At 35.7% G+C, this 23,813-nt stretch carries 19 protein-coding genes; 17 read left to right on the top strand and 2 right to left on the bottom strand.

Translation table 11 applies throughout. The features are described 5' to 3' along the window. Positions 1-4: 4 nt before the first annotated feature. A complete protein-coding gene (locus I586_RS03635) occupies positions 5-1,357 on the top strand; it encodes a DEAD/DEAH box helicase (RefSeq protein ID WP_010764522.1) in 1,353 nt (450 codons plus the stop codon). A gap of 28 nt (positions 1,358-1,385) precedes the next feature. Here the strand turns inward: I586_RS03635 and I586_RS03630 are convergent, their stop codons facing one another. Further along, positions 1,386-1,820: a GNAT family N-acetyltransferase gene (locus I586_RS03630; protein ID WP_010764523.1), complete on the bottom strand. Its 435-nt coding sequence runs from the start codon at positions 1,818-1,820 to the stop codon at positions 1,386-1,388. A gap of 94 nt (positions 1,821-1,914) precedes the next feature. Here I586_RS03630 and I586_RS03625 point away from each other — a divergent pair, with 94 nt between their 5' ends. Beyond that, the gene (locus tag I586_RS03625; RefSeq protein WP_010764524.1) at positions 1,915-3,021 is read left to right on the top strand and encodes a DUF7278 family profilin-like fold-containing protein; all 1,107 of its coding nucleotides are present in this window, start codon (positions 1,915-1,917) and stop codon (positions 3,019-3,021) included. Between the two features lie 113 nt (positions 3,022-3,134). Here I586_RS03625 and I586_RS16885 read toward each other — a convergent pair whose 3' ends face one another. Continuing rightward, the gene (locus I586_RS16885) at positions 3,135-4,010 is read right to left on the bottom strand and encodes a hypothetical protein (protein WP_010764525.1); all 876 of its coding nucleotides are present in this window, start codon (positions 4,008-4,010) and stop codon (positions 3,135-3,137) included. 512 nt (positions 4,011-4,522) lie between these two features. Here I586_RS16885 and alaS point away from each other — a divergent pair. From alaS to I586_RS03545, 15 genes are all read left to right on the top strand, one after another. Next, positions 4,523-7,162, top strand: coding sequence for an alanine--tRNA ligase (gene alaS / locus I586_RS03615; protein ID WP_010764526.1), 2,640 nt, complete (start codon positions 4,523-4,525; stop codon positions 7,160-7,162). 372 nt (positions 7,163-7,534) lie between these two features. Next, on the top strand, positions 7,535-9,424 hold the full coding sequence (glgB, locus tag I586_RS03610) for a 1,4-alpha-glucan branching protein GlgB (protein WP_010764527.1): 1,890 nt from the start codon (positions 7,535-7,537) through the stop codon (positions 9,422-9,424). Positions 9,425-9,497: 73 nt separating this feature from the next. After that, positions 9,498-10,640: a glucose-1-phosphate adenylyltransferase gene (locus I586_RS03605; protein ID WP_034701457.1), complete on the top strand. Its 1,143-nt coding sequence runs from the start codon at positions 9,498-9,500 to the stop codon at positions 10,638-10,640. Next, complete coding sequence (gene glgD / locus I586_RS03600; protein ID WP_010764529.1) at positions 10,630-11,784, top strand: glucose-1-phosphate adenylyltransferase subunit GlgD; 1,155 nt, start codon at positions 10,630-10,632, stop codon at positions 11,782-11,784. The genes I586_RS03605 and glgD overlap by 11 nt, the downstream gene beginning before the upstream one ends. Continuing rightward, complete coding sequence (glgA, locus tag I586_RS03595; protein WP_010764530.1) at positions 11,781-13,223, top strand: glycogen synthase GlgA; 1,443 nt, start codon at positions 11,781-11,783, stop codon at positions 13,221-13,223. The genes glgD and glgA overlap by 4 nt, the downstream gene beginning before the upstream one ends. A gap of 374 nt (positions 13,224-13,597) precedes the next feature. Continuing rightward, positions 13,598-15,517 (top strand): endonuclease MutS2, encoded by a 1,920-nt coding sequence (locus I586_RS03590; protein ID WP_010764531.1) that lies wholly within the window; start codon positions 13,598-13,600, stop codon positions 15,515-15,517. Between the two features lie 261 nt (positions 15,518-15,778). Beyond that, positions 15,779-16,228, top strand: a complete 450-nt coding sequence (locus I586_RS03585; RefSeq protein ID WP_051092185.1) for a DUF2975 domain-containing protein — start codon at positions 15,779-15,781, stop codon at positions 16,226-16,228. Next, positions 16,228-16,449, top strand: coding sequence for a helix-turn-helix domain-containing protein (locus tag I586_RS03580; RefSeq protein WP_010764533.1), 222 nt, complete (start codon positions 16,228-16,230; stop codon positions 16,447-16,449). Before I586_RS03585 ends, I586_RS03580 begins: the two co-directional genes overlap by 1 nt. After that, positions 16,442-17,995, top strand: coding sequence for a DUF4153 domain-containing protein (locus I586_RS03575; RefSeq protein WP_010764534.1), 1,554 nt, complete (start codon positions 16,442-16,444; stop codon positions 17,993-17,995). Before I586_RS03580 ends, I586_RS03575 begins: the two co-directional genes overlap by 8 nt. A 188-nt stretch (positions 17,996-18,183) precedes the next feature. Then, positions 18,184-18,894, top strand: coding sequence for a tRNA (adenine(22)-N(1))-methyltransferase (locus I586_RS03570; RefSeq protein ID WP_010764535.1), 711 nt, complete (start codon positions 18,184-18,186; stop codon positions 18,892-18,894). Further along, positions 18,884-20,002 carry a Nif3-like dinuclear metal center hexameric protein gene (locus I586_RS03565; protein ID WP_010764536.1) on the top strand — a complete coding sequence of 373 codons (1,119 nt, stop codon included), beginning with the start codon at positions 18,884-18,886 and terminating at the stop codon, positions 20,000-20,002. The genes I586_RS03570 and I586_RS03565 overlap by 11 nt, the downstream gene beginning before the upstream one ends. A gap of 22 nt (positions 20,003-20,024) precedes the next feature. Then, positions 20,025-21,254, top strand: coding sequence for a peptidase T (gene pepT / locus I586_RS03560; RefSeq protein WP_010764537.1), 1,230 nt, complete (start codon positions 20,025-20,027; stop codon positions 21,252-21,254). Between the two features lie 150 nt (positions 21,255-21,404). After that, positions 21,405-22,313, top strand: coding sequence for a diacylglycerol/lipid kinase family protein (locus I586_RS03555; RefSeq protein ID WP_010764538.1), 909 nt, complete (start codon positions 21,405-21,407; stop codon positions 22,311-22,313). Positions 22,314-22,396: 83 nt separating this feature from the next. After that, positions 22,397-22,675: a DUF1294 domain-containing protein gene (locus tag I586_RS03550; RefSeq protein WP_010764539.1), complete on the top strand. Its 279-nt coding sequence runs from the start codon at positions 22,397-22,399 to the stop codon at positions 22,673-22,675. Positions 22,676-22,705: 30 nt separating this feature from the next. Beyond that, complete coding sequence (locus tag I586_RS03545; protein WP_010764540.1) at positions 22,706-23,752, top strand: lysylphosphatidylglycerol synthase transmembrane domain-containing protein; 1,047 nt, start codon at positions 22,706-22,708, stop codon at positions 23,750-23,752. The last annotated feature ends 61 nt before the right edge of the window (positions 23,753-23,813 follow it).

The following is a 23,813-nucleotide window of genomic DNA, read 5'->3' as shown; positions in this document are numbered from 1 at the left end:
GTAAATGAGTTCATTTAAACAATTTCAATTCAACGATTTTATCATGGAAGCACTAGCGGATAAAGGGTTTGAACAACCAACAGAAGTACAAGAAAAATTGATCCCAGTGATTAAAAAAGGCAAAAGTGTCATCGGTCAATCCCAAACAGGAAGCGGCAAGACCCATACATTTTTATTACCATTGATGAATAAAGTTAACCCTCAATTAGATGAGGTACAAATCTTGATCACGGCACCAAGTCGTGAGTTAGCAAATCAAATTTATCAAGAAGCAATTCAAATCGCAAAATTCAGTCAACCTGAAATGCGTGTGACGAACTTTGTCGGAGGAACAGACAAACAACGTCAAATCGCAAAATTAAAGAATCAACAACCTCATGTGGTAATTGGAACGCCAGGTCGTATTTTAGATTTGATGAATGAACAAGCATTAAAAGCCCATACTGCTTTTGCGTTTGTTGTCGATGAAGCGGATATGACACTCGACATGGGCTTTTTAGAAGAAGTCGATCAGATTGCTGGACGTTTGCCTGATAAGCTGCAAATGTTGGTTTTCTCTGCGACAATTCCTGAAAAATTAAAACCATTCTTGAAGAAGTATATGGAGAATCCAGTTATAGAGCATATTCAACCAAAGAATATTATTTCTGAAACGATTGATAATTGGTTGATTTCAACTAAAGGGAAAGACAAAAATCGTCTAATTTACCAATTATTGACGATTGGTCATCCGTATCTAGTGATCGTGTTTGCTAATACCAAACAACGCGTAGATGAAATTACGGATTATTTAAAAGATCAAGGGCTGAAAGTAGCAAAAATTCATGGCGATATCTCTCCAAGAGAACGTAAACGTGTAATGCGTCAAGTGCAAGATCTTGAATTTCAATATGTCGTAGCAACTGATTTGGCTGCACGAGGAATCGATATTGAAGGCGTTTCTCATGTGATCAATGCGGAAGTACCAAGTGATTTGGATTTCTTTATTCACCGTGTTGGTCGAACAGGCAGAAATGGGTTAGATGGTACTGCGATCACATTGTATTCTCCAGCTGATGAGGAAGCAATTTCCGAAGTTGAGCAAATCGGTATCAAGTTTCAGCCTAAGGAAATCAAAAATGGTGAATTGGTCGACACTTATGACCGAAATCGTCGTACAAAACGTGAAAAAACCAAAGATGCTTTAGAAGATCCAACTTTGATTGGTTTGGTTAAAAAGAAAAAGAAAAAAATCAAACCAGGATACAAGAAAAAAATTGAATGGGCGATTTCAGCAAGTAACAAACAAAAACGTAAAGTTGAACGTCGTCAACAAACAAGAACGGCTAAAAAAGCTAAAAAGAATAGTTACAAATAAAAATAAGCAGCTAGATGAATCGTTCATTCTAGCTGCTTATTTTTTTGAGCATTTCAACACAGAGGATGCCATCTTCGATGTATTCATCAGAAGTGACAGAATAGCCTAACGATTCATAAAAGGTTAAAGCTGATTTTTCAGCAGAGACACAACTAAAGCTAAAGCCATCTGCAACAGCTTTTTCTTCTAATGTCAAAAGTAATTGTTTCCCGATCCCTTTTCCACGTGCGTCTTTTCTTACGCAAAAACGGTCTGGCTGAATCGTGTAGGTATCTTTTTTCTGATAGCGAATGGTTGCAAGAGCGAAAGACTGCTCATAGACAACAAAATAAAATCGATCATTTGTATCTAAGTCATCAAATTCATCTTGTAAGGTAATTCCTTGTTCTAAAACAAAAACGTCATAGCGTAATGCGAAGGCTGCGGCTTGATGCCAGCGTTCACAACCAAAGTGAGTATGCATATTGTGCCTCCAAATAATTTTCTTAATGAAAGAATCATTCAATGGTATACTTAATCATAGCAGATATTTTTGAAATAGACGAGGAGGGGTTGACGTGGACCTATTTGAACAAATTGAATGGGCGCATTGGAAGAACTTGAAAGATGCTGAAAAAGAAGCTCTTTTACACCAGTTATTGATGTATTTTGTTCCGCCAACAATTGAGGTGAATACGATCGAGTTAGTGGACTTTGAACTATATGGAATCAAGTGCCGTACGTTTGAGTTAGAGTTTGATGGTGAATTATTTGTCTTTATTCCGGGTAATACTGAAGCAATCCTTGGATGGGATTTAGGAGCGGAAGGGTTACGTGCTCATGAGTTAATGGACTTTGATGTGAACCAATTGGCAAATACTACGTTTAAAACCACTTTGACAAATGAGACAATTGATTCGGTTGAGAATTGGAATGAAGAAGAAACGAGTTATGACTTCACTTCCTTAGAAGGCATTTCTGATTATATAAATGATTATACTACGGATCTAAGAAAAGTCAGCGTCCCAGCAATGTTTGTTCAAAAATATGCATTACCAGCGGGGACAGAGTTTTTAGGGATTTTTGATACTGTTTCAGGAACTTTTGAAGGGGAAATAGAACAATTTATGCCATATGAGAAACAAATCTGTGACAGGCTATTTCCAGTTTTATCGGCTTCTGAAAGTCTAACTTGGACATTCCCTCGCTCTCTTTTAGAAAAAAATAAATTTTATTTAGAATTTTTACCTGAGTCTGACTATTACTTTGTTTATAGTCATTCAGATTATACTCATGAGGAACTGAAATTAGCACTTAAACGAGAAGGGTTTAGTTTATTGTCGGAAGATCAATGGGAATTTGCTGTAGGCGCGGGAACACGACGCCTTTTTCGATGGGGCAATGAATTGGTGATCAAAGAAAATGAATCTGGACGTCAAATCAAAAATAAAATAGAAGGCGCAAATATGTTTGGTTTAATGATTGATACGGAAAAAACTCGTTTTGAGTTAACGGAGGATAGAACAATTGTGAAACTAACAAAGGAGACAGGTGAGAAAATGCATTTAATTGAGAAGATGTTGCCTTTATCAAGTTATTTTCATTCATTTCATGCCGTGTCTGCCAATCAAAAACTAGATCCTAATGACTATCTCTATCGAAAAGTAATCAAAGTTGAAAGGTAATTATTTTCCCGAATAGAGTGAGTGTTGTTTCAGTGAAAAAGTAATCGGTGAAAAACCAATCAAAATAAGGAATCGTCCTTCATTGAGGATGATTCCTTATTTTTAGTAGAGGTTTATTGTAATGATTCTTTTAGGCTCGCTGTTGTTTGAGCAAGGCCATCACGATAGCTGATCAAAAATTCAACTAAGGAATCTTTTCCAACTAATTTTTTATTTCCTAAATCACCGTATTGTTTTTTCTGGCTATCAAAAGATTGTTCATACTGTTTCTTTTGTTCTTCAAATGCGGCTTGATCATATAATACTGTGTCTTTGATTGCACTCTCATACTCAGCTAAATAATTGTTGATTATTGACTGATACATAGTTAAGTAATCGTCATATGTTTTGATTGATTTTATCGTTTCATCGGATACATCAGTAGGCTTAAAGGCTGTAGAGTCTGTGTTTTCTGATGCTTTTGTTTCTTCTTTAGAAGTAGAAGGCGGTGTTTCTTTAGAGCTAGAACTTGTGCTTTCAGATGAGTCTTTTGCAGAATTGTCCATATATTTTTGGAAATCTGAGTCAGTCAGTAGGCTCACTTTCCATGATTTTGGCGAATAATTGTCATTAAAGCGAACCTCTTGACCTTCTTCTAACTTAAACCTCTGTTTAGCATTAACATCATAAAATGTTTCGAACAGATAATCTTTTCCAGTCACTTCTATTGTGACATATGCATTTTTATCGGTATCTTTATCGCCATGGCTTAGTTCTGTTAAAACGAAATAGTAGCTACCAGGATTTATATCCGTTCCCACTGAATACGTACCTTTAGCGACTATATCAATTGATTTTGGTGTTGTTTGAGTTTCTTTTTTTGTGGAACTAGTCACTTCTGTTGAAGCTTTTGAACCACTGGACTTGCTAGTATCTTCTTTCTTTGCTGCATTACATCCTGTTACTAAAAAGAGACTAACCCCAACCGTTAATAAAATACTTTTTTTCATTTGAACTCCCCGTTTCATCTAGTATATTTGTAACTAATTGAGTATACCATGTGACATCAGACTTATCTATAAATTATTGAAAAAGCTTCCAAAAAAGTGAACTGCTTTAAACGAATCAATTTACGTAGCAACTGATTAAATAGCTGAACTACAACAATGAATAGAGAATAAAATAAAGTAGAGTAAAAAGAAGAACCCATTGACATTTTTTGGGAACTTCATTATAATTTGTAAGGAAACCAAAGGATATGATTCATTTATTCGTGTTCAAAGAAAGTTCTTTATTTGTTGAAAGAAGAACAACACCATGATGTAATTGCTCCCGTTGGCTAATTTTTGATAGAAATATCAACGCTACTCTGCGTTATAGAGGTTAAGAGGTAATGAATGGTTCAAGCGAGTTCATTGCAAACAAGGTGGTACCGCGATTTTTCGTCCTTGTATTGCAGTGGATATCGCTTTTTTTATTGCACAAAATTAAGGAATACACTGAGGAAAGTAGGAATGAAACAATGAAACAATTATCAAGTAGTCAAGTTCGTCAAATGTATTTAGACTTTTTTAAATCAAAAGGGCACTCTGTAGAACCGAGTGCGTCATTAGTTCCAGTTAATGATCCAACTTTACTCTGGATCAACTCTGGTGTTGCCACATTAAAAAAATATTTTGATGGGTCAGTAGTTCCAGAAAATCCAAGAATTACGAATGCGCAAAAATCAATTCGTACGAATGATATTGAGAATGTTGGTAAAACAGCTCGTCATCATACGATGTTTGAAATGTTAGGAAACTTTTCTATTGGAGACTATTTTAAAAAAGAAGCGATCCACTGGGCGTGGGAATTTTTGACATCTCCTGAGTGGATGGCATTTGATCCTGAAAAGTTATATGTTACGGTGTATCCAAAAGATACCGAAGCAAAACGGATTTGGCATGAAGAAGTTGGATTAACAATGGATCATATTATTGATATCGAAGATAACTTTTGGGATATTGGTGCAGGTCCATGTGGCCCTGATTCAGAAATTTTTTATGACCGTGGTGAATCTTTTAATGATGTTGCAGAAGATGATCCAGAAAATTACCCTGGTGGTGAAAATGAACGTTATTTAGAAATATGGAACTTAGTATTTTCTGAATTCAATCATCAAGCAGATGATAGCTATGAACCGTTACCACATAAAAATATTGATACGGGTATGGGCTTAGAACGTATGGTTTCTATCGTTCAAAATGCACCGACCAACTTTGAAACAGATTTATTTATGCCTATCATACATGCGGTAGAAAAACTAAGTGGTCAAGTAACGTATAGTCAGTCACCTCAAACAGATATTTCATTTAAAGTGATTGCTGATCATATCCGTGCATTGTCATTTGCAATCGGTGATGGCGCGTTACCATCAAATGAAGGCCGTGGCTATGTGTTACGTCGCCTATTGCGCCGTGCGGTTATGCATGGTAAAAAATTAGGAATCAACGAAGCTTTCTTATATAAATTAGTGCCAGTAGTCGGCGAAGTAATGGTAAGTTATTATCCAGAAGTCCTACAACAAAAAGACTTTATTGAAAAAGTAGTACGTACGGAAGAAGAACGTTTCCATGAGACAATTAATGAAGGGTTAGATATTTTAAATGAACTGATCACGAAAGTAAAAACAGCTAACGAAGAGACTTTAAATGGGAAAGAGATCTTTAAATTATATGATACTTACGGATTCCCAGTTGAATTAACCGAAGAGGTTGCCGAAGATGAAGGATTAAAAGTCGACCATGCTGGTTTTGAAAAAGAAATGGAAGCACAAAGAGAACGCGCACGTTCTGCTCGTACGAAAGAAACATCAATGGGTGTGCAATCAGCAGTATTGACAGATATTAAAGTGGACAGTGAATTTGTCGGTTACAGTGATTTAAATGCGACAAGCAAACTGTTGATCATTTTAAAAGACGAAGAAATTTTAAGCGAACTTTCAGATGGTACAGCACAATTGATTTTTGCTGAAACACCTTTCTATGCTGAAATGGGTGGACAAGTAGCGGACCATGGAACAATCAAGGATCAAAATGGGACAATCGTAGCCCATGTGGAAAATGTTTTAAAAGCGCCAAATGGACAATTCCTACACACAGTTCAAATAACTGGAAAATTAGCAGAAGGTGCAACATATGAGCTTCATGTTGATGAAAAAATGCGTAATCGTATTTTGAAAAATCATACAGCAACGCATTTATTGCATCGCGCATTGAAAGATATTTTAGGCGATCATGCCAATCAAGCGGGCTCATTAGTTGCTCCTGGCCATTTACGTTTTGACTTTACACACTTTGGACAAGTTACACCAGAAGAATTGGTTCAAATGGAAGCAATCGTAAACGAAAAAATTTGGGAAGCATTGCCAGTTGATACCATCGAAACAGATATTGATACAGCAAAAAATATGGGGGCAATGGCTCTATTCGGTGAGAAATATGGTAAAGAAGTTCGTGTTGTAAATATCGGTGGTTACTCAATCGAACTATGTGGGGGAACTCATGTGAAAAATACTGAAGATATCGGTGTTTTCAAAATTGTTTCTGAATCTGGGATTGGTGCAGGCGTTCGTCGTATTGAAGCTGTCACAAGTAAAGAAGCTTATGAACTTATGAACGAAGAAGAAAAACAATTAAAAACAATTGCTGGAATCGTGAAGTCACCACAATTGAAAGAAGTTGTTTCAAAAACGGAACAATTACAACAACAATTGCGTGATTTACAAAAAGAAAATGAACAACTGGCTGGAAAATTAGCAAATCAACAAGCTGGAGATATTTTCAAAGATATTAAAGAAGTAAATGGCACAACGTACATTGCTGCTCAAGTAAATGTAAAAGATATGAACCAATTACGTCAATTAGCAGATCAATGGAAACAAAAAGAACTTTCGGATGTGTTAGTTTTAGCAACTGCACAAGATGAAAAAGTTAGTTTGTTAGCTGCAATGACAAAAGCTGCAAACGAAAAGGGCTTAAAAGCAGGAGATTTGATCAAAACAATTGCGCCTAAAGTTGGCGGCGGTGGTGGTGGCCGTCCAGATATGGCACAAGCTGGTGGGAAAAACCCTGCTGGAATCAATGATGCATTAGTAGAAGTGGCAAATTGGTTAGCAAACTAAACGTTTCAAATACATTAAACTGATGAGAGAGTCTAAAACAAAACGAGTGCTTCGTTTTGTTTTATACTCTTTTTATTTGCGATATGAAGTGCTAATTCTTTCTTTTTTTTCATTTTGTTGTTAGATTTAGGGTAACATTACACATATTTATCTAATGTAACGGCTGAATAGCAAGAAGATAACACGAAAACAATGACGATTATTTTAGCTGTCATTACTGCTTTTAGTAAGATAAAATCTCAAAAATAGCAATCGTTTCAGAAAATTTATTGTGTTTTCTTTTGGAAAAGTCGGAAAGAAAAGAAAATATTCTGCAACTTTTTTCATTTACCATGAAATATAAGGATTCGTTTCGTGAAAGGAAGAGGATAGATGACTAAGACGAAAAGTGCAGGAGCCCTTTTTGAAACGGGTGAAAATTTCTATAGTCAAGATTACTTTGGTGTTCACGAGAAAGAGAGAAAACAGCAGAAAGGCTATATTTTTCGAATGTGGGCGCCAAATGCTCAATCGGTTTGGCTGGTAGGTGATTTTAATAACTGGGAGCATTCATTACCCTTAGTCAAAGAGGAACATTCTGGTGTGTGGGAAATTTTTACAATAATACCAAAAGAAGGGCACTTATATAAATATTTGGTAAAGCAAGCAGATGGAAGAAACGTCTATAAAATTGATCCCTATGCAACAATTTTTGAAAAACGCCCGAATAATGCAGCAGTCATCCAAACGATACCAAAACGGAAATGGCGAGATACAGTGTGGCAAGAACGTCGTCACGATTTAAATGATCTCCAACAACCATTGACGATCTATGAAGTACATGCCAGTTCTTGGAAGTCAGAAGAAGATGGAAAGCCTTATACATTTAAAAAACTCAAAGAAACATTGATTCCTTATGTGAAAAAAATGGGGTTTACTCATATTGAATTTATGCCGTTGATGGAACATCCTCTAGGTGAATCTTGGGGGTATCAGTTGATTGGCTATTTTGCCCTATGTTCCTATTATGGAACTCCTGAAGAGTTTCAAGAGTTTGTCGAAGCGTGCCACATAAATAATATAGGAGTTTTAGTAGATTGGGTCCCGGGACATTTTTGTATTAATGATGATGGTCTAGCCAGTTATGATGGGACGGCTCAGTTTGAGTATAAGGACCCGATTCAAGCTCAAAATAGTCGTTGGGGTTCTTTAAATTTTGATTTAAGTAAGCCACAGGTTCAAAGTTTTTTGATCTCAAGTGCATTATATTGGATCGATTTTTTCCATATTGATGGGATTCGTGTTGATGCTGTATCGAACATGCTTTATTTGGATTACGATGAAGGGCCATATTTACTTAACGCAGATGGAAGCAATCGGAACTGGGCTGGTTTTTACTTCTTACAAAAATTAAATGCTGTAGTGAAACGAGCGCACCCTGCTATCCTAATGATTGCAGAAGAAAGTTCAGCTGAAACGAAAATTACAGGTTCAATCGAAAGTGGTGCATTAGGCTTTGATTATAAATGGAATCTTGGTTGGATGAATGACACATTGAGTTTTTATGAAATGGATGCTGCTTTTCGAAAGTTCCATTTTAAGTTGGTGACGTTCTCATTTATGTATAGGATGAAAGAGCAGTATATATTGCCCTTGTCACATGATGAGGTGGTTCATGGTAAAAGAAGTTTGCTGCACAAAATGTGGGGCGATCGCTATAAGCAGTTTGCCCAATTACGTAATCTTTATGTATATTGGATGACCCATCCTGGTGGAAAGTTGTTATTTATGGGGAGTGAATGGGGGCAGTTTCTAGAATGGAAGTCAAATCAAGGCTTAGAATGGGTTGATTTGGAGGATGAAATGAATCGAAGTATGCAGCATTTTACCCAAACACTTCATCACTTTTACCACAGTGAAAAAGCACTTTGGGAAATGGAGCATACTCAAGAAACATTGGAGATCATCGATGCAGATAATAGTGAGGAGACAGTGCTGAGTTTCATTCGTAAAGGCAAACGTACAAATGATTTTTTGATTATCGTATTGAATTTTTCACCGGTTGAAAGGCAAAATTTTGCGATAGGTGTACCTTTTCCTGGAAGTTATGAGGAAGTATTAAATACAGAGATGCGTGAATTTGGTGGGACTTGGGTTCGCCATAATCAAATCAGCGAGACGAAGTCAGAATCCTTTAAAAACTTTAAGTACCAAATCAAAACAATTGTTCCAGCACTTGGGGCCATTATTTTGAAACCTAAAAAAATCAATACAAGTAGCTAGGTTATTTATGTAAGAAAGCAAAATACCATGTTGAATTTTGAAAGGGGGCAGGGTGGATTTTCACCCGTATCAGATGAGAACAGAAATGCTAGCAATGATTTTAGCCGGTGGTCAAGGAACTCGATTAGGAAAACTGACCAAAAATATCGCTAAACCCGCCGTGCCTTTTGGTGGCCGTTATCGAATTATTGATTTTACATTAAGTAACTGTATCAATTCAGGAATTAAAAATGTTGGGGTGGTCACGCAGTATCAACCACTTGCATTAAATAGCCATATTGGAAATGGGTCAAGCTGGGGCCTGGATGGTATCGATTCAGGTGTGACGATTTTACAACCTTATTCTAGTTCTGACGGTGAGAAGTGGTTTGAAGGAACGGCACATGCAATTTATCAAAATATTTCTTTTATTGATCAAATGGATCCGCAGTATGTGTTGATTTTATCAGGTGACCATATTTATAAAATGAATTATGAATCAATGCTTGACGAACATATCGCCAATAATGCCTCTTTAACCGTTGCAGTCATTGAAGTCCCTTTAAAAGAAGCCTCCCGTTTTGGCATTATGAATACGGATGAAAATGATCGAATCATCGAATTTGATGAAAAACCAGCTGAACCTAAAAGTAACCTCGCTTCAATGGGAATCTACATCTTTAATTGGGGGCGACTGCGAAATGTTTTGCTTAATAGTTATTCAAAAGATGGTCAAATGCTTGATTTTGGCAAACACGTTATCCCAACTTATCTTGAAGCAGGTGAAAATGTGTATGCTTACCGTTTTGATGGCTACTGGAAAGATGTTGGAACAATCGACTCGTTATGGGAGGCGAATATGGAGTTTATCCGTTCAGAAAATGATCTAAAGATGCGGGATAAAAGCTGGCGGATATTTTCTAAGAATACCATCTCGCCACCGCATTTTATTACTGAGACAGCTTCAGTTAAAAATTCATTGATTGTGGATGGTTGTTATGTGGCTGGACATGTAACAGATAGTATCTTGTCGACAGATGTTCAGGTGAAAGCGGGTTCGACGATTGAGCAAAGCGTGATCATGCCAGGCGCTAAGATTGGAAAGAATGTCACAATTAAAAATGCGATCATTGGTGAAAATGCCATCATCGGTGATAATGCCATGATTTTTAACGAAGAGGAGATTGAAGTGATCGGTTATTCAGAAGTGATTGGGGTGCAAAGCGATGAAAACTAAAAAAATGTGTGCCATTTTAGGAAATGTATCGAAGTTTCAAGGGTTATTGCCTTTAACAGAGAACCGACCGCTAGATACATTGCCTTTTGATTGTAAGTATCGTTTGATTGATTTTCCGCTTTCAAGTATTGCAAATGCAAATATCAATTCGATTTTTATGGTTTTTAACGAAGGACAAACCCGTTCTTTATTTGATCATATCGGTGGTGGGAAAGAATGGAATCTAGACTCATTACAAAATCGTTACTTTGTATATTTTTATCAGGATTTTTTAAAACGAAAAAAGCAAGGATTCCCCTATTACGATGCTGTGATTGATTATCTTGAAAAATCAGAAGCAGAGTATACTGTTTTTATGGGAAGCAACATGTTGTGTAATATTGACTTACACGCAGTTTTAAAGAGCCATCGTAAACAAAAGAATCAATTGACGGTTGTTTATAAGCGAGTAGAACGTGAAAAAATTATGGTGAATGAGGGGATTATTCAAGTTGATGAAGAAGGAAGAGCAATTAGTTTCTATGAGTTTAAACCTGATGAAGAAACAAAAGAACAATTGAATTTATGCATGGATATTTACATCGTTCAGACAAAATGGCTGATCCAGCAATTGGAAATGGGTCAACAAAATGATACGTCGCCTAATCTCCACACGTTCCTTCAACATAAAATAGCAGAAGAAACAACTACTGCGTATGAATACACAGGCTATTTAAGTAACATCCATGATGTAGCCTCTTATTATCAAGCGAATATGGATATGCTAGATTCAACTAAATTTAACGCATTGCTTTATTCAAAACAAAAAATCTACACAAAACTAAAAAATGAAGTACCAACCTACTATTCTAAAGATTCTCTCGTTAAGAATAGTCAGTGTGCTACAGGGTGCATTATTGAGGGACATATTGAAAATAGTTTGATCTCAAGAAGGGCAATCATTAAAAAAGGCAGTAAAGTTAGTCACTCAATCATTATGTCAAATGCTACTATTGCGGAAGATGCGGTGATTGAATATGCAATATTGGATAAAAACGTATCAGTTGAGGCGGGGATTAAAATCTCTGGAACCGCGGAACAACCAGTTGTAATTAAAAAAGATCAAGTTGTTTCAGCAGATGTTTATGGAGGCGAAGCGAAATGAAGGTATTGTTTGCATCAGCTGAATGTGTGCCATTTTTTAAAACGGGTGGGCTGGGCGACGTGGCTGGGGCGTTACCTAAGGAATTAAGTAAAAAGGGAATGGAGATGTCCGTTGTTTTACCTTATTTTACGAAAATGCCCGATCTGTATAAAAAACAATGCGAGGATTTGGTTGAGTTTTCTGTTGAAGTGGGGTGGCGGCATCAGTATTGCGGGATTAAACGGTTGATCTTACAGGAAGTAACCTATTATTTTATTGATAATTTGTATTATTTTGATCGTGATAATTTGTATGGCTATTCGGATGACAATGAACGATTTGCTTTTTTTTCTTTGGCGATCATAAAGATGTTAGAAAAGATTGAACTGATCCCTGACGTTATCCATGTCAATGATTTCCATACGGCAATGGTTCCATTTTTGTTGAAGGAAAGCAAGCAATCAGTGGAGAAATATACTTCTATCAAAACAATATTGACGATCCACAATATCGAATTTCAAGGGGCGTATGCTAAAGAAGTATTATCAGATTTGTTTGGATTAGAACCAGAACGATTTAATGAAAATAGTACTTATTTTCGCGACGGAATCAATTATTTGAAGACAGGAATAGTCTATGCAGATCGTATAAATACGGTAAGTCCAACTTACGCAGAGGAAATTAAAACCGCAGAATTTGGGTTTGGGCTAGATGAAGTGTTACGGGAGAAACAAGAGAAGTTGAGTGGTATCGTTAATGGAATCGACTATGAAATGAACGATCCTGAGACGGATAAGCTCATTTCAGCTAATTTTTCATCAACAAATTTAATAGGAAAAAAACAAGATAAACAAGCACTTCAACAAAGACTTAAATTACCAGTTAAACCAGATATACCATTAATTGCTATTGTTAGTCGATTAACCAATCAAAAAGGATTTCAATTATTAGTAGATAAATTAAATGAGCTGCTCCAACAAGATGTTCAATTGATTTTATTAGGAACAGGAGAGAATGACATTGAACAAACTCTCAAGGAATTTGCCAGACGTTACCCAGAAAAATTCAGTGCCAATATTTTATTTGATGTATCACTAGCGCAATGGATCTATGCTGGAGCGGATTTGTTTTTAATGCCATCTGTTACAGAACCGTGCGGTTTATCTCAAATGATTGCGATGCGTTATGGGACTTTACCAGTCGTGCATGAAATTGGTGGTTTAAAAGATACCGTCCGTCCATACAAGCCAGTCGCAAAAACAGGTACTGGGTTTAGTTTTACTAGATTTAACTCTGAGTGTTTTATGGAAACTCTCTTAGAAGCAATCGAAGTGTACGAACAGGATCAGCAAACGTGGAGATCATTGATGAAAGTGGCGATGGAAACAGACTTTAGCTGGGAAAAATCAGGGCAGTTGTATTTAGAACTCTATAAATTAGTTGTTTATGAAACGAGCTGATTCGTTGAACCCCAAATTTTGATTGACGTGTTAGAAAAATCAAGGTATACTTTTATCGAGAAATGAATAGTCAAAGAAAGCCATAGAGGTGTTTTTGTGAGTGTAAGTATCTAACAACAGGAAATGAATAGCTGAAGAATAATTGACCATTTTTGATGGCTTCTTTAGCATACCTAAGTTGATACCTATCTTAACTCATAAAAAATACCTGATAGATTGCAGTATATTCTATCTTTATTTACTAATTTTTGAGGGATGAAGGGAAGCTTCATCCCTTTTTTTGTCCCCTCAATGATAGAAATAAGGCATCTATACAGGAATACCTTTGACCTATTCTAAACGATAGGTATCTCTCAAATGAAAAGGAGATACAAATGAATCAAGAAACTTATAGTAAAACACAATTTAACGTAATCAAAGAAAAACTAATGACTTATTCGATCAGCTACTACGGAAAAGAACGGATAAAAAACTTACAACCTAGCAGCAATTTGGCTGTCGTCAAGAAAAGATTACAAGAAACGGCTGAAGCAAAAGCTCTGCTTGAAGCCAATCTCCATGTTCCATTCATGGGATTAAATAATATTGAACACTTGACTAAACAAGTAGAAAAAGGGTTTATTTTAGAACCAAATGAATTAGTTAGCTATGCTGATTTCCTTAGAAGCAGTCGATTGATTCGTTCATTCATGGAAAAAAATCAATTTATTGCACCGCTTTTATCGAAATATAGTGAATCCTTACAATTGTTTTCTGAGATTGAAAATGAAATTTACCAGACGATTCGAAACAATCAAGTGGAAAATGATGCTAGCCGTGAGCTAAGAAAAGTTCGTAGAGCAATTCAAGAGTGTGAGAAAGAAATTGAAATGAAATTAAATGCATTTCTTCGAAACACACAAAATAAACCAAAAATCCAAGAAGCAATTGTTGTAAAGAAGAATGATCGTTTTACAATACCGATCAAAGCAACATATAAAAACCAAATTCCTGGCAGTATCATAGAAGCTTCTTCAAAAGGAACAACTGTTTTTGTTGAACCTGCGACAGTAGCGAAGCTAAATGACAAACTGTACCAGCTGAAAATGGAAGAAGCCACAGAAATATATCAAATACTCTCTACTTTAACAGGGTTGATTGCAGAACAAATGGTTTTGATTCAATCAAACATCGAAGTAGTGGCACAATACGATATGATTTTTGCGAAAGCGAAATATAGTAGAGAAATCAATGGGATCGAACCAAAAATCAATCAAGACGGAATCGTTAAATTTGTCAACGTAAAACACACGTTGCTAGGAGAAAATGCTGTACCATTGAATCTCTCTTTAGGACAAGAATATCGGGGATTAACAATCACGGGACCCAATGCTGGTGGAAAAACGGTTGTGTTAAAAACAGTGGGGCTGATTACCTTGCAGACAATGTTAGGAGTACAAATTATCGCAGATTCTGGAACAAATATTGCTATTTTTGATCAGATTTTTGTTGATATCGGTGACCAACAAAGTATCGAAAATGCCTTAAGTACCTTTTCAGGTCATATGCATAATATCTCTGAAATTCTTGCTAAAACCAAGCGCAACAGTTTGATTTTATTAGATGAAATTGGTAGTGGGACGGAACCGAATGAAGGGGCCGCTTTAGCGATTGCGATCATGGAAGCATTCTATAAAAAAGGCAGTATAATTATTACAACGACCCACTATGGCGAAATCAAACGCTTTTCTGAAGAACATGAGGATTTTTTAACTGCAGCAATGGCCTTTGATTCCGAAAACTTAATGCCTAAGTATCAGTTAATTCTAGGTGAAACGGGAGAAAGTAATGCATTTTGGATCGCAAATAAGATGAATCTGGATAAACAGGTTGTGAAACAAGCACAATATTATTTACACAATCGACACTATTCAACAAAAAAAGAAGAGAAACTTTATAAAATCAAAAAAGCAAAAGAGCAAACCATTTTTCCAAAATATACAAAAGGAGACCGCATCTTTTGGACCGAGAAGAAAAAGATTGGTTTAGTTTATGAACCTATTGAAATGACAGATGACGTAGTGATTTATGTGGACAATGAAAAAGTGACGGTTCACAAACGGCAATTAAAGCTAGATCGCAGTGCAAAAGAACTTTATCCTTTGAATTATGATTTGGACTCTCTTTTTGAAAACTATCAGGATCGAAAAAAAATCAGAGATTTAGAACGAGGATCGAAAAAAGCACATAAAAAATTAAGAAAAGAGATGCAAGCAAGAAAAATAGAAAGAGAGACGGAAGATACAAGTCGCTGAACTAAAAAATAATCACACATTTTGAGTTGATCTAAAGTATAAGACAAAACGAGTATGTCGTTTTGTCTTATACTTTTTTTTGTCGAAAGTAAGACCCTTTAGTAAATTTTAAGAAACCAAAAAAGTGTTTGAAACGCTCTATTTTGCATGGATTCTAAAATGGTAAACGATATTTTTTTATCGATAATCGATAAAAATTTATTGACATTCAAAAATAACTCCCTTATGCTAGATTTATCAAAAAAAGGGGGAGTAACAAAGATGGAATGGACAGAAAAAAAGTCAGTGAAATTGTCACACTGGTGTATATATATAGTAGGAGGCATGTTGCTTTTAACGATGATCTTCATGCCAAAAGTAATTGAGATGATTGTCCCATTAGATGCTGTATCACTCAAAAATCAACATTGGTTTATGATTACGTTAGAAAGTTGTTTAGCTGTAGGCTTAGTGATTCTTTTTTTATTACAGCGTCTCATAAAAAATATCGATAATAATGAAACATTTAGTGAGCGAAATATCGAAATACTTAGGCTAGCAAGTTGGTTATGCTTTTTGGAAGCGTTGATTTTGTTGCTATCGGCTAGTTATTATTTTCCTTGGATTGTCTTAGCTGGTGTAGCTGGTTTTGTTGGGTTAGTTGTTCGAGTAATTAAAAATGTGTTCTGCCAAGCACTTTTAATTAAAACAGAGAATGATTTTACGATCTGATGGCAATTATTGTTAATATCGATGTCATGATGGCAAAAAGAAAGATGAGTGCAGGGGAATTGGCAGAAAAAATTAATTTAACGCCTGCAAATCTTTCTATTTTAAAAAATAATAAAGCAAAAGCAATCCGTTTTAGTACATTAGAAGCACTCTGCAAAGCGTTAGATTGCCAACCAGCAGATTTATTGGAGTACCGAGAGGATGATAAGCTAGATGGATGAAAAGGATCAGAAAGATAGTATGTATAACCAACAAGAAATCGAATCAACCGATAGAGAGAACGAACAAGCACTTTTTGATGAGTTTGATGAATCAGTATACGATGAGGAAGAAGCCGACCAGTGGTTGACGAGTAAAGAATTGATTTTTATGGGGGCTTGTATATTTTTAGGTTATTTGATGATTCGGGCATTTATGAATGGCAGTGGTGGTATATGGGTGTCCTTATTAACAATAGTTAGCTGTGCGACGGTATTTACTTATGCTAAAGTGACGAATCAACAAGTGAAAAAGAATCATTACGGTTATTTAGTCTATAGCTTATTATTGGGATTATCTTTTTCTTTTTTAGATAATCGTGTTTTTTTAGGATTGAATTTGATTTTTCTATTATTGAGTATGAATTATTGGGTCTTGGTTTTAACTGGAAAAAGAAGAGTGCCCTATCTAAGTCAATTTATAATCTCAGATATCATTATCGGAACATTTAAGCGACCGTTCCAAAATTTAGGGAGTACATTTGTCTTTAAAGAATCAGAACAGAAAAAGGATAAAACCATTAAGAATATAGGAATCGGGTTGTTGATTTCGCTCCCAATATTCATTGTTGTCTTACTGTTATTATCTAAGGCAGATAGCATGTTTGAACAATTTCTATATTCTTTTACAGTAACACTTTCAGAAAATATGGCAGAACGAATCATTGCTTTTTTATTTGCATTGCCGATCGGCGTCTATCTATTTTTATTTGTTTATAAAAATAGTCTTAAAGAAGCGGAAGATGAGAAGAGAAATCGGAAGCGTAAAGGACAACCAATCATATTGTTGACTGTTCTTGTTAGTTTTATCTTGTTATATTTGGTTTTCTTTGCAACAGCAATCCTTGGCTATTTTGACTTTAGACAAGAACCATTTTCAAGTATGGCGGTTTCCGACTATGCTCGAACAGGATTTTTCCAGTTATCACTCGTTTCACTTATTAATGTTACAATGTTTTTGGTCATAAAATCATTAAGTGATAATCAAAAAATAATTACATTAGGGCTGAGTATGATTGGCATTGAAACACTTGGATTGATTGTCTTAGGCTTTGCAAAAATGCAATTGTACATTTCGTCCTTTGGTTTAACGATTCTTCGATTCAATACATCGTGTTTCATGATTGTCTTATTTATTTGTGTTTGTCTATTTATCGTAGCGTTGTGGCGGCCGTTTCATTACATCAGAATAACGATTATTGTGGTGGCATTGAGTATTTTAGGCATCAGTTTTAGAAATACAGGAAACGATATTGCAGCATTTAATATCCAAAAATATCAATCAGGCCAGATCGAAGAGTTAGACATTGAAGTATTTTACACTATAGGAATCGAAGCCGTTCCAGCTGTGGTTGAGTTTTACGACCAAACAAAGGACAGCGACTTGAAAGAGTTACTGAATTATGAGTACTTGAGACCAATGGCAGACCAACTTGAAAAAAATCCGGCAACCATTACCTTACAACGGATGCAAAGTAAAAAATTATTAAAACAAGCACTGCATGAATAAAAAACAACTGTTTTTTGAACGGAAACGTTCAAGGGACAGTTTTTTTGTATGGATTGATAGGGAACTGTGAGGGGAGCAAGGCTAGAACACATACAAGATAATGGTGTTCAAAAAGATTGGTTTTCATTGGCTTGCAAGTTTTCAAGGCACATTTTCAATGTTATAATAATCACGGAGGAGTCGAGACGATGAATGAAAAACAATTATCAAAACGTTTAGCACGGGTCGGTGATTTTGTACCAGATAAAAGCCGTTTGGCCGATATCGGATCAGATCATGCCTATTTACCCGTTGCGTTAGTTTTGCAGAATAAACTAGATTTTGCTGTAGCCGGAGAAGTAGTCGAAGGACCTTATGAAGCAGCACGAAAACAAGTTAGAAAAAATGGCTTAGAAGAACAAATAGTTGTTCGTTTGGCGGATGGCCTGTCTGCGATAGAACAATCAGACGCAATCAATGCAGTTACCATTTGTGGTATGGGTGGAACCTTGATTCGTGATATTTTAGAAGCTGGATGGAACAATCAGCGGTTACAAGGGAATGAACGATTGATTTTACAACCCAATATTGGTGAAAAAAACCTGAGAAATTGGTTGACTGATCATGGTTACACCATTATTGAAGAAGATATTTTAGAAGAGAATACTAAAATCTATGAAATCATAGTTGCACTCAGACAAACAAATAGAGTCGCTTACTCAGAAAAAGAATGTCTTTTCGGACCTATATTGTTAGAAAGACGACCAGCTGCTTTCAATAAAAAATGGCAAAGCGAATTAGAGCAAAGAGAACGAATTGTGGCTCAACTTACTCGCGCTCAAAACACCCAAGAAGAAAGAATCAACCAAATTGAAAAAGAAATCGCTCAAATCAAGGAGGTCCTGTCAAATGAGTCTTGATGCCAAAACATTTATTGACCGATTTGAGGCATACTGTCCACAATGGTTAGCCGAAACGGGTGACCCTGTCGGACTTCATATCGGTACGCTAAATAAAAAAATTGATCGAGTTTTAGTAACACTAGATGTACGTCCAGAAGTTGTAGCTGAGGCAATCGAAAAAAAAGTTGATTTGATTATTGCAAAACATCCCCCCATTTTCCGTAGTGTAAAGCGTTTAGATACAGACGATCCTCAAACGAAAATGTACGCAGATTTATTAAAGCATGATATTGCAGTATTTGCCGCACATACAAATATGGATATTATTGAAAATGGGCTAAATGATTGGTTTTGCGAGCTATTGGCGATTGAAAATACAACATACCTCACAAAAACACATACGATTGCGTATAAAAAATTAGCTGTATATGTCCCTATTGATGATGCGCCAAAAATGCGCGAACAATTAGGTCTGGCAGGAGCAGGTCAACAAGGGGCTTATCGGAATACAAGTTATTCACTAGTTGGTACAGGTCGTTTTACACCTGAATATGGTTCTAACCCTACAATTGGTAAAATTGGGTCAGAAGAGACGGTTCAAGAAGCGAAGATAGAAGTGATTTTTCCAGAAACCATTCAAGAGCAAGTCATTGCGTCTATGATTATAAACCACCCATATGAAGAACCAGCTTATGATGTGTATACCATTGAAAACCATGTAAAAGAGTATGGTCTTGGACGAATTGGTGAGTTAGCTGAACCCGTCTCTTTACGTAAATTCACTCAACTCATCAAAGAGAAGTTTAATTTGGACGGATTACGGATTGTGACTGATAATGAAGAGCAAATGATCCAACGAGTCGCAATTTGCGGCGGTAGTGGTGAAACATTTTTCCGTGACGCAATCAAAAAACAAGCAGATGTTTATATTACCGGGGATGTTTATTATCATACCGGGCATGATATGTTGACAGAAGGTCTTTCTGTGATCGATCCAGGACATTATATCGAGCAATTATGCAAACCTAAATTGGTTGAACTATTCAATCAATGGAAAAAAGACTATAATTGGGATATCACTTTTTTTGAATCAGAAGTCAATACAAATCCATTTAAATTTAAATAAATTAGAAAGAAGGAATAAAACAATGTATGAAAATTTATTGCCACGTTTTTTACGCTATGTAAAAACAGAAACACGTTCTAATCCTAATAGTGAAACAACACCATCTACTCAAACTCAAGTTGCTTTTGCTCAAACCTTAAAAAAGGAGCTAGAAGAACTTGGTATGAGTGATGTAATCTATAACGAAACGAATGGTTTTGTAATAGCAACATTACCAAGTAATATAGAAAAAGACGTTCGATCTATCGGCTTTATTGCGCATATGGATACAGCAGATTTCAATGCAGTCAACGTGAATCCACAAATCATTGAAAATTATGATGGTGAGTCAACAATCAAATTAGATAGTGACGGAAAATTCACTTTAAATACAACTGATTTCCCTAATCTAAAAAATTATGCCAATCAAACGTTGATCACAACAGATGGAACAACACTTTTAGGTGCGGATGATAAGTCTGGTATTGCTGAAATCATGACGGCTATGGAAATCATGATCAACGATCCATCGATCAAACATGGAACGATTCGTGTGGCCTTTGGTCCAGATGAAGAAATTGGTGTTGGAGCAGATAAATTTGATGTGGAACAGTTTAATGTCGATTTTGCGTATACAATGGACGGTGGACCAGTTGGGGAGTTACAATATGAAACATTTAATGCAGCCCAAGCAGAAATTACGATCCAAGGAAAAAATGTCCATCCTGGAACAGCTAAAAATACGATGATCAATGCTATACAATTGGCAATTGATTTCCAAAATCAGTTACCACAAAATGAAGTACCAGAAAAAACAGATGGTTATGAAGGGTTCTTCCACTTAGCACAAATGAGCGGAACACCAGAAGAAGCTAAAATGACTTATATTATTCGTGACCATGATCGCGAAAAATTTGAAGCACGTAAAGCGTTGATTCTTAAAATCCAAGAAATCATCAATCAACCATTTGATCAAGAACGCGTTCAAATCGATTTATTCGATCAATATTATAATATGGGTGAAGTTATCGAAAAAGACATGAGTATTATTGAATTAGCTAAAAATGCGATGATCGAACTAAATATTGATCCGTTGATTGAACCAGTTCGAGGGGGAACAGATGGTTCTAAGATTTCTTATTTAGGTATTCCTACACCAAATATTTTTGCTGGTGGAGAAAATATGCATGGGCGTTTTGAATTCGTTTCATTACAATCAATGGAAAAAGCAACAGATGTCATCGTAAAAATTGCTGAATCAAACGCTAAATAATTTATAACTAGTGAAAATAATAGTAAAATTAGAAAAGAGGGAGTAAAGTTACGGGTAGTGGCTTACTTCCTATTTTTCTGTCAGACTTAATGAGTTTAATTAAAACAGAGAGAAAAGAGTGCATTCAAGCATAGAAAAGGAGAAAATAGTATGGAAAATGTAATGATTCTTTTTAACCAAACATCTGGTAAAGATAAAGGCAAAGAGTTAGCTGAGCAGTTTGTTGACTACGCGAAAGAACATGGACAAACAGAGACACATTTTCTTTTAGAACAAGTTGGACCAGATTGTGATAGCAAAAAAACTGTAGAAAAAGCAAAAACGGAAAATGTTGATACGCTGATATTCATTGGTGGAGATGGGACCATCAATCATAATGTCGAAGATTTTAAAGAAGAATTACCCCATTTAACGATTGGTTTATTGCCTGGTGGAACAGTGAATAACATGGCAAGAGTACTTGGGATACCTTTAAAATTTGAAGAAGCTGCAGATATAATTTTAGGTGGGGCGACCAAAAAAATCGATTATGGAATGATAAATGAAAAAGTGATCATTAGCACAATGACGATTGGGATATTAGCAGATACTGCTGCTCGAATCAGTCAAGAAGAAAAACAAAAATACGGGAAAATAATTTTTGTGAAAAACTTTTTCAAGTTATTAGCTAAGAAAAAACGTTACCGTTTAGAAATCAAAACGGAAAAGGAACATTGGCAAGGGAAAACGCAATTAGTCACTGTAACGATGACCAACTCTGTTGGGGGCTATACGAATTTTGATGATTCTGCCTCTCCAGATGATGGATTGTTCCATTTGACGATCTTGCCAAAATTAAATTTTTTCAAAATGGCATTTTATTTACCAAAAATTATTTTAGGTAAAATCTATGAATTACCAAATATCAACTATATGACTGCATCTGAAATAATGATAAAAAGCACAGATGAAAAGAAAGTTGGTACAAGAGTCGATGGAGATCCAAGTGAGGATTTACCAGTCAAAATGACTGTTATCAAACATGGTTTGACAGTTTTTGTACCTAAGTCAGAAAAATAGATGGCATACGAGTGCTTGAATTTCTTTACATCAAACACTCTTTCAAGGTATTCTAATAAGAGTAAGATTTTGGAGGAAGAAATATGGTCGATTTTTTACAGCATATACCATGGATGTATTTGCTCGTAGTAAATTTGATTGAATTTTATATGATGTACCTTGATAAACAACGCGCAATAAGAAAAAAATGGAGAGTTCCCGAACGCAATCTTTTAGTTATAGGATTGATTGGAGGGGGAATCGGCGGTTTGCTGGCACAACAACTTTTTCATCATAAAACGCGAAAATTTCGCTTTTATTTTTTCTTTGTTTTTGGTACACTTGTGGCTATTGCAATTATTTATTTTAGTTATAGAAAATAGTCGTGAATACAATTCTAGTGGGGAGAATCTATGAAAAGCAATTCTAAAACAAAAGTTTTCCTGAATATTGGCTTGTTAGCTATTTTTATTGGGGTCATTATCTATGTGATGGATAATTCTCTCAGTGATATATTTGCTCAATTAATGGAAACGAGCTGGATCGTTGTTGCCCTAGTCATTTTATTAGGGATAATTTATCAAATAGTTGAAGGACGATCGATTAAAGAGATCGCGTCTGATTTTCAAAAAGATTTTACAACGAAAGACGGTTTCTTTACTTCTTGTTATGTTGCCTTTTATCGGGTAATTTCATTTGGTACTGGGACATTGCTGTCGGAAATTTATTTTTATAAGAAAAAAGGATTGGCCGTTTCTCAAGGTGTCGGCGTGACAGCGTTGCATATGATCATGTATAAAGTCGCTGTTATTTTTCTATCGGTGTTAGGTCTGATTTTTCAATTTTCATTGTTTTATGAGCATGCACCAAAAATGATTCCGTTTATTTTAGTTGGGGTCGTACTAACGTTTGTTATTATCTTTTCATTATTGATTCTTTCGAGCAGTATTAATCTTCAAATATTTTTAATAATTTGGGCGAATAAGTATTTTAAACGAAAAAGATTAAGAGACTGGGTGGATAAATGCAATTTACAAATTTATTCATTAAGAGAAACCGTTCAGACTATTACGAAAGACCGCTCAGCGATGATTCGCATTTTCGGTTGGAACGTTTTGAAACTCTTGTTTTGGTATGTGATCCCTTACGTAGTATTAGTTGAAAATCATCCGAATATTGATTTTCTTTTGGTTCTTTCTTTTACTAGTTTCTCTGTTATTTTATCAGGAGTTTTTCCAACACCTGCTGGGATTGGTCCTTTTGAATTTGTGTACTTATTACTTTTTAAACCGTTGGTTGGAACGGTCGATGCAGTATCGTCATTACTCTTATATCGATTTGGGAGTTTTGTTTTACCATTTTTGATCGGTTTTATTTACGTTCTAGTCCAAAAAAGGCAAGAAATAAAAATGGGCCTTCATGCTGTTAAAGAAGAAAAAAAAGAATCAATAGAAGACTAAACGTCTCTGTTTTACTGTCTAGATGGTGAGCAAATGAGATCTTTATAGGACTGAGACATGC

It is taken from the genome of Enterococcus moraviensis ATCC BAA-383, assembly GCF_000407445.1.
GTDB lineage: Bacteria > Bacillota > Bacilli > Lactobacillales > Enterococcaceae > Enterococcus_L > Enterococcus_L moraviensis.
Note: the sequence above shows the minus strand (reverse complement) of the source record. Positions and strands in the feature narration are given on the sequence as shown.

What these genes read in the sequence shown, in the direction of transcription:
- I586_RS03635 (WP_010764522.1), top strand. Translation starts at nt 5, where the DNA reads ATGAGTTCATTTAAACAATTTCAATTCAACGATTTTATCATGGAAGCA.
- I586_RS03630 (WP_010764523.1), bottom strand. Translation starts at nt 1,820, where the DNA reads ATGCATACTCACTTTGGTTGTGAACGCTGGCATCAAGCCGCAGCCTTC.
- I586_RS16885 (WP_010764525.1), bottom strand. Translation starts at nt 4,010, where the DNA reads ATGAAAAAAAGTATTTTATTAACGGTTGGGGTTAGTCTCTTTTTAGTA.
- alaS (WP_010764526.1), top strand. Translation starts at nt 4,523, where the DNA reads ATGAAACAATTATCAAGTAGTCAAGTTCGTCAAATGTATTTAGACTTT.
- glgB (WP_010764527.1), top strand. Translation starts at nt 7,535, where the DNA reads ATGACTAAGACGAAAAGTGCAGGAGCCCTTTTTGAAACGGGTGAAAAT.
- I586_RS03605 (WP_034701457.1), top strand. Translation starts at nt 9,498, where the DNA reads ATGAGAACAGAAATGCTAGCAATGATTTTAGCCGGTGGTCAAGGAACT.
- glgD (WP_010764529.1), top strand. Translation starts at nt 10,630, where the DNA reads ATGAAAACTAAAAAAATGTGTGCCATTTTAGGAAATGTATCGAAGTTT.
- glgA (WP_010764530.1), top strand. Translation starts at nt 11,781, where the DNA reads ATGAAGGTATTGTTTGCATCAGCTGAATGTGTGCCATTTTTTAAAACG.
- I586_RS03590 (WP_010764531.1), top strand. Translation starts at nt 13,598, where the DNA reads ATGAATCAAGAAACTTATAGTAAAACACAATTTAACGTAATCAAAGAA.
- I586_RS03585 (WP_051092185.1), top strand. Translation starts at nt 15,779, where the DNA reads ATGGAATGGACAGAAAAAAAGTCAGTGAAATTGTCACACTGGTGTATA.
- I586_RS03580 (WP_010764533.1), top strand. Translation starts at nt 16,228, where the DNA reads ATGGCAATTATTGTTAATATCGATGTCATGATGGCAAAAAGAAAGATG.
- I586_RS03575 (WP_010764534.1), top strand. Translation starts at nt 16,442, where the DNA reads ATGGATGAAAAGGATCAGAAAGATAGTATGTATAACCAACAAGAAATC.
- I586_RS03570 (WP_010764535.1), top strand. Translation starts at nt 18,184, where the DNA reads ATGAATGAAAAACAATTATCAAAACGTTTAGCACGGGTCGGTGATTTT.
- I586_RS03565 (WP_010764536.1), top strand. Translation starts at nt 18,884, where the DNA reads ATGAGTCTTGATGCCAAAACATTTATTGACCGATTTGAGGCATACTGT.
- pepT (WP_010764537.1), top strand. Translation starts at nt 20,025, where the DNA reads ATGTATGAAAATTTATTGCCACGTTTTTTACGCTATGTAAAAACAGAA.
- I586_RS03555 (WP_010764538.1), top strand. Translation starts at nt 21,405, where the DNA reads ATGGAAAATGTAATGATTCTTTTTAACCAAACATCTGGTAAAGATAAA.
- I586_RS03550 (WP_010764539.1), top strand. Translation starts at nt 22,397, where the DNA reads ATGGTCGATTTTTTACAGCATATACCATGGATGTATTTGCTCGTAGTA.
- I586_RS03545 (WP_010764540.1), top strand. Translation starts at nt 22,706, where the DNA reads ATGAAAAGCAATTCTAAAACAAAAGTTTTCCTGAATATTGGCTTGTTA.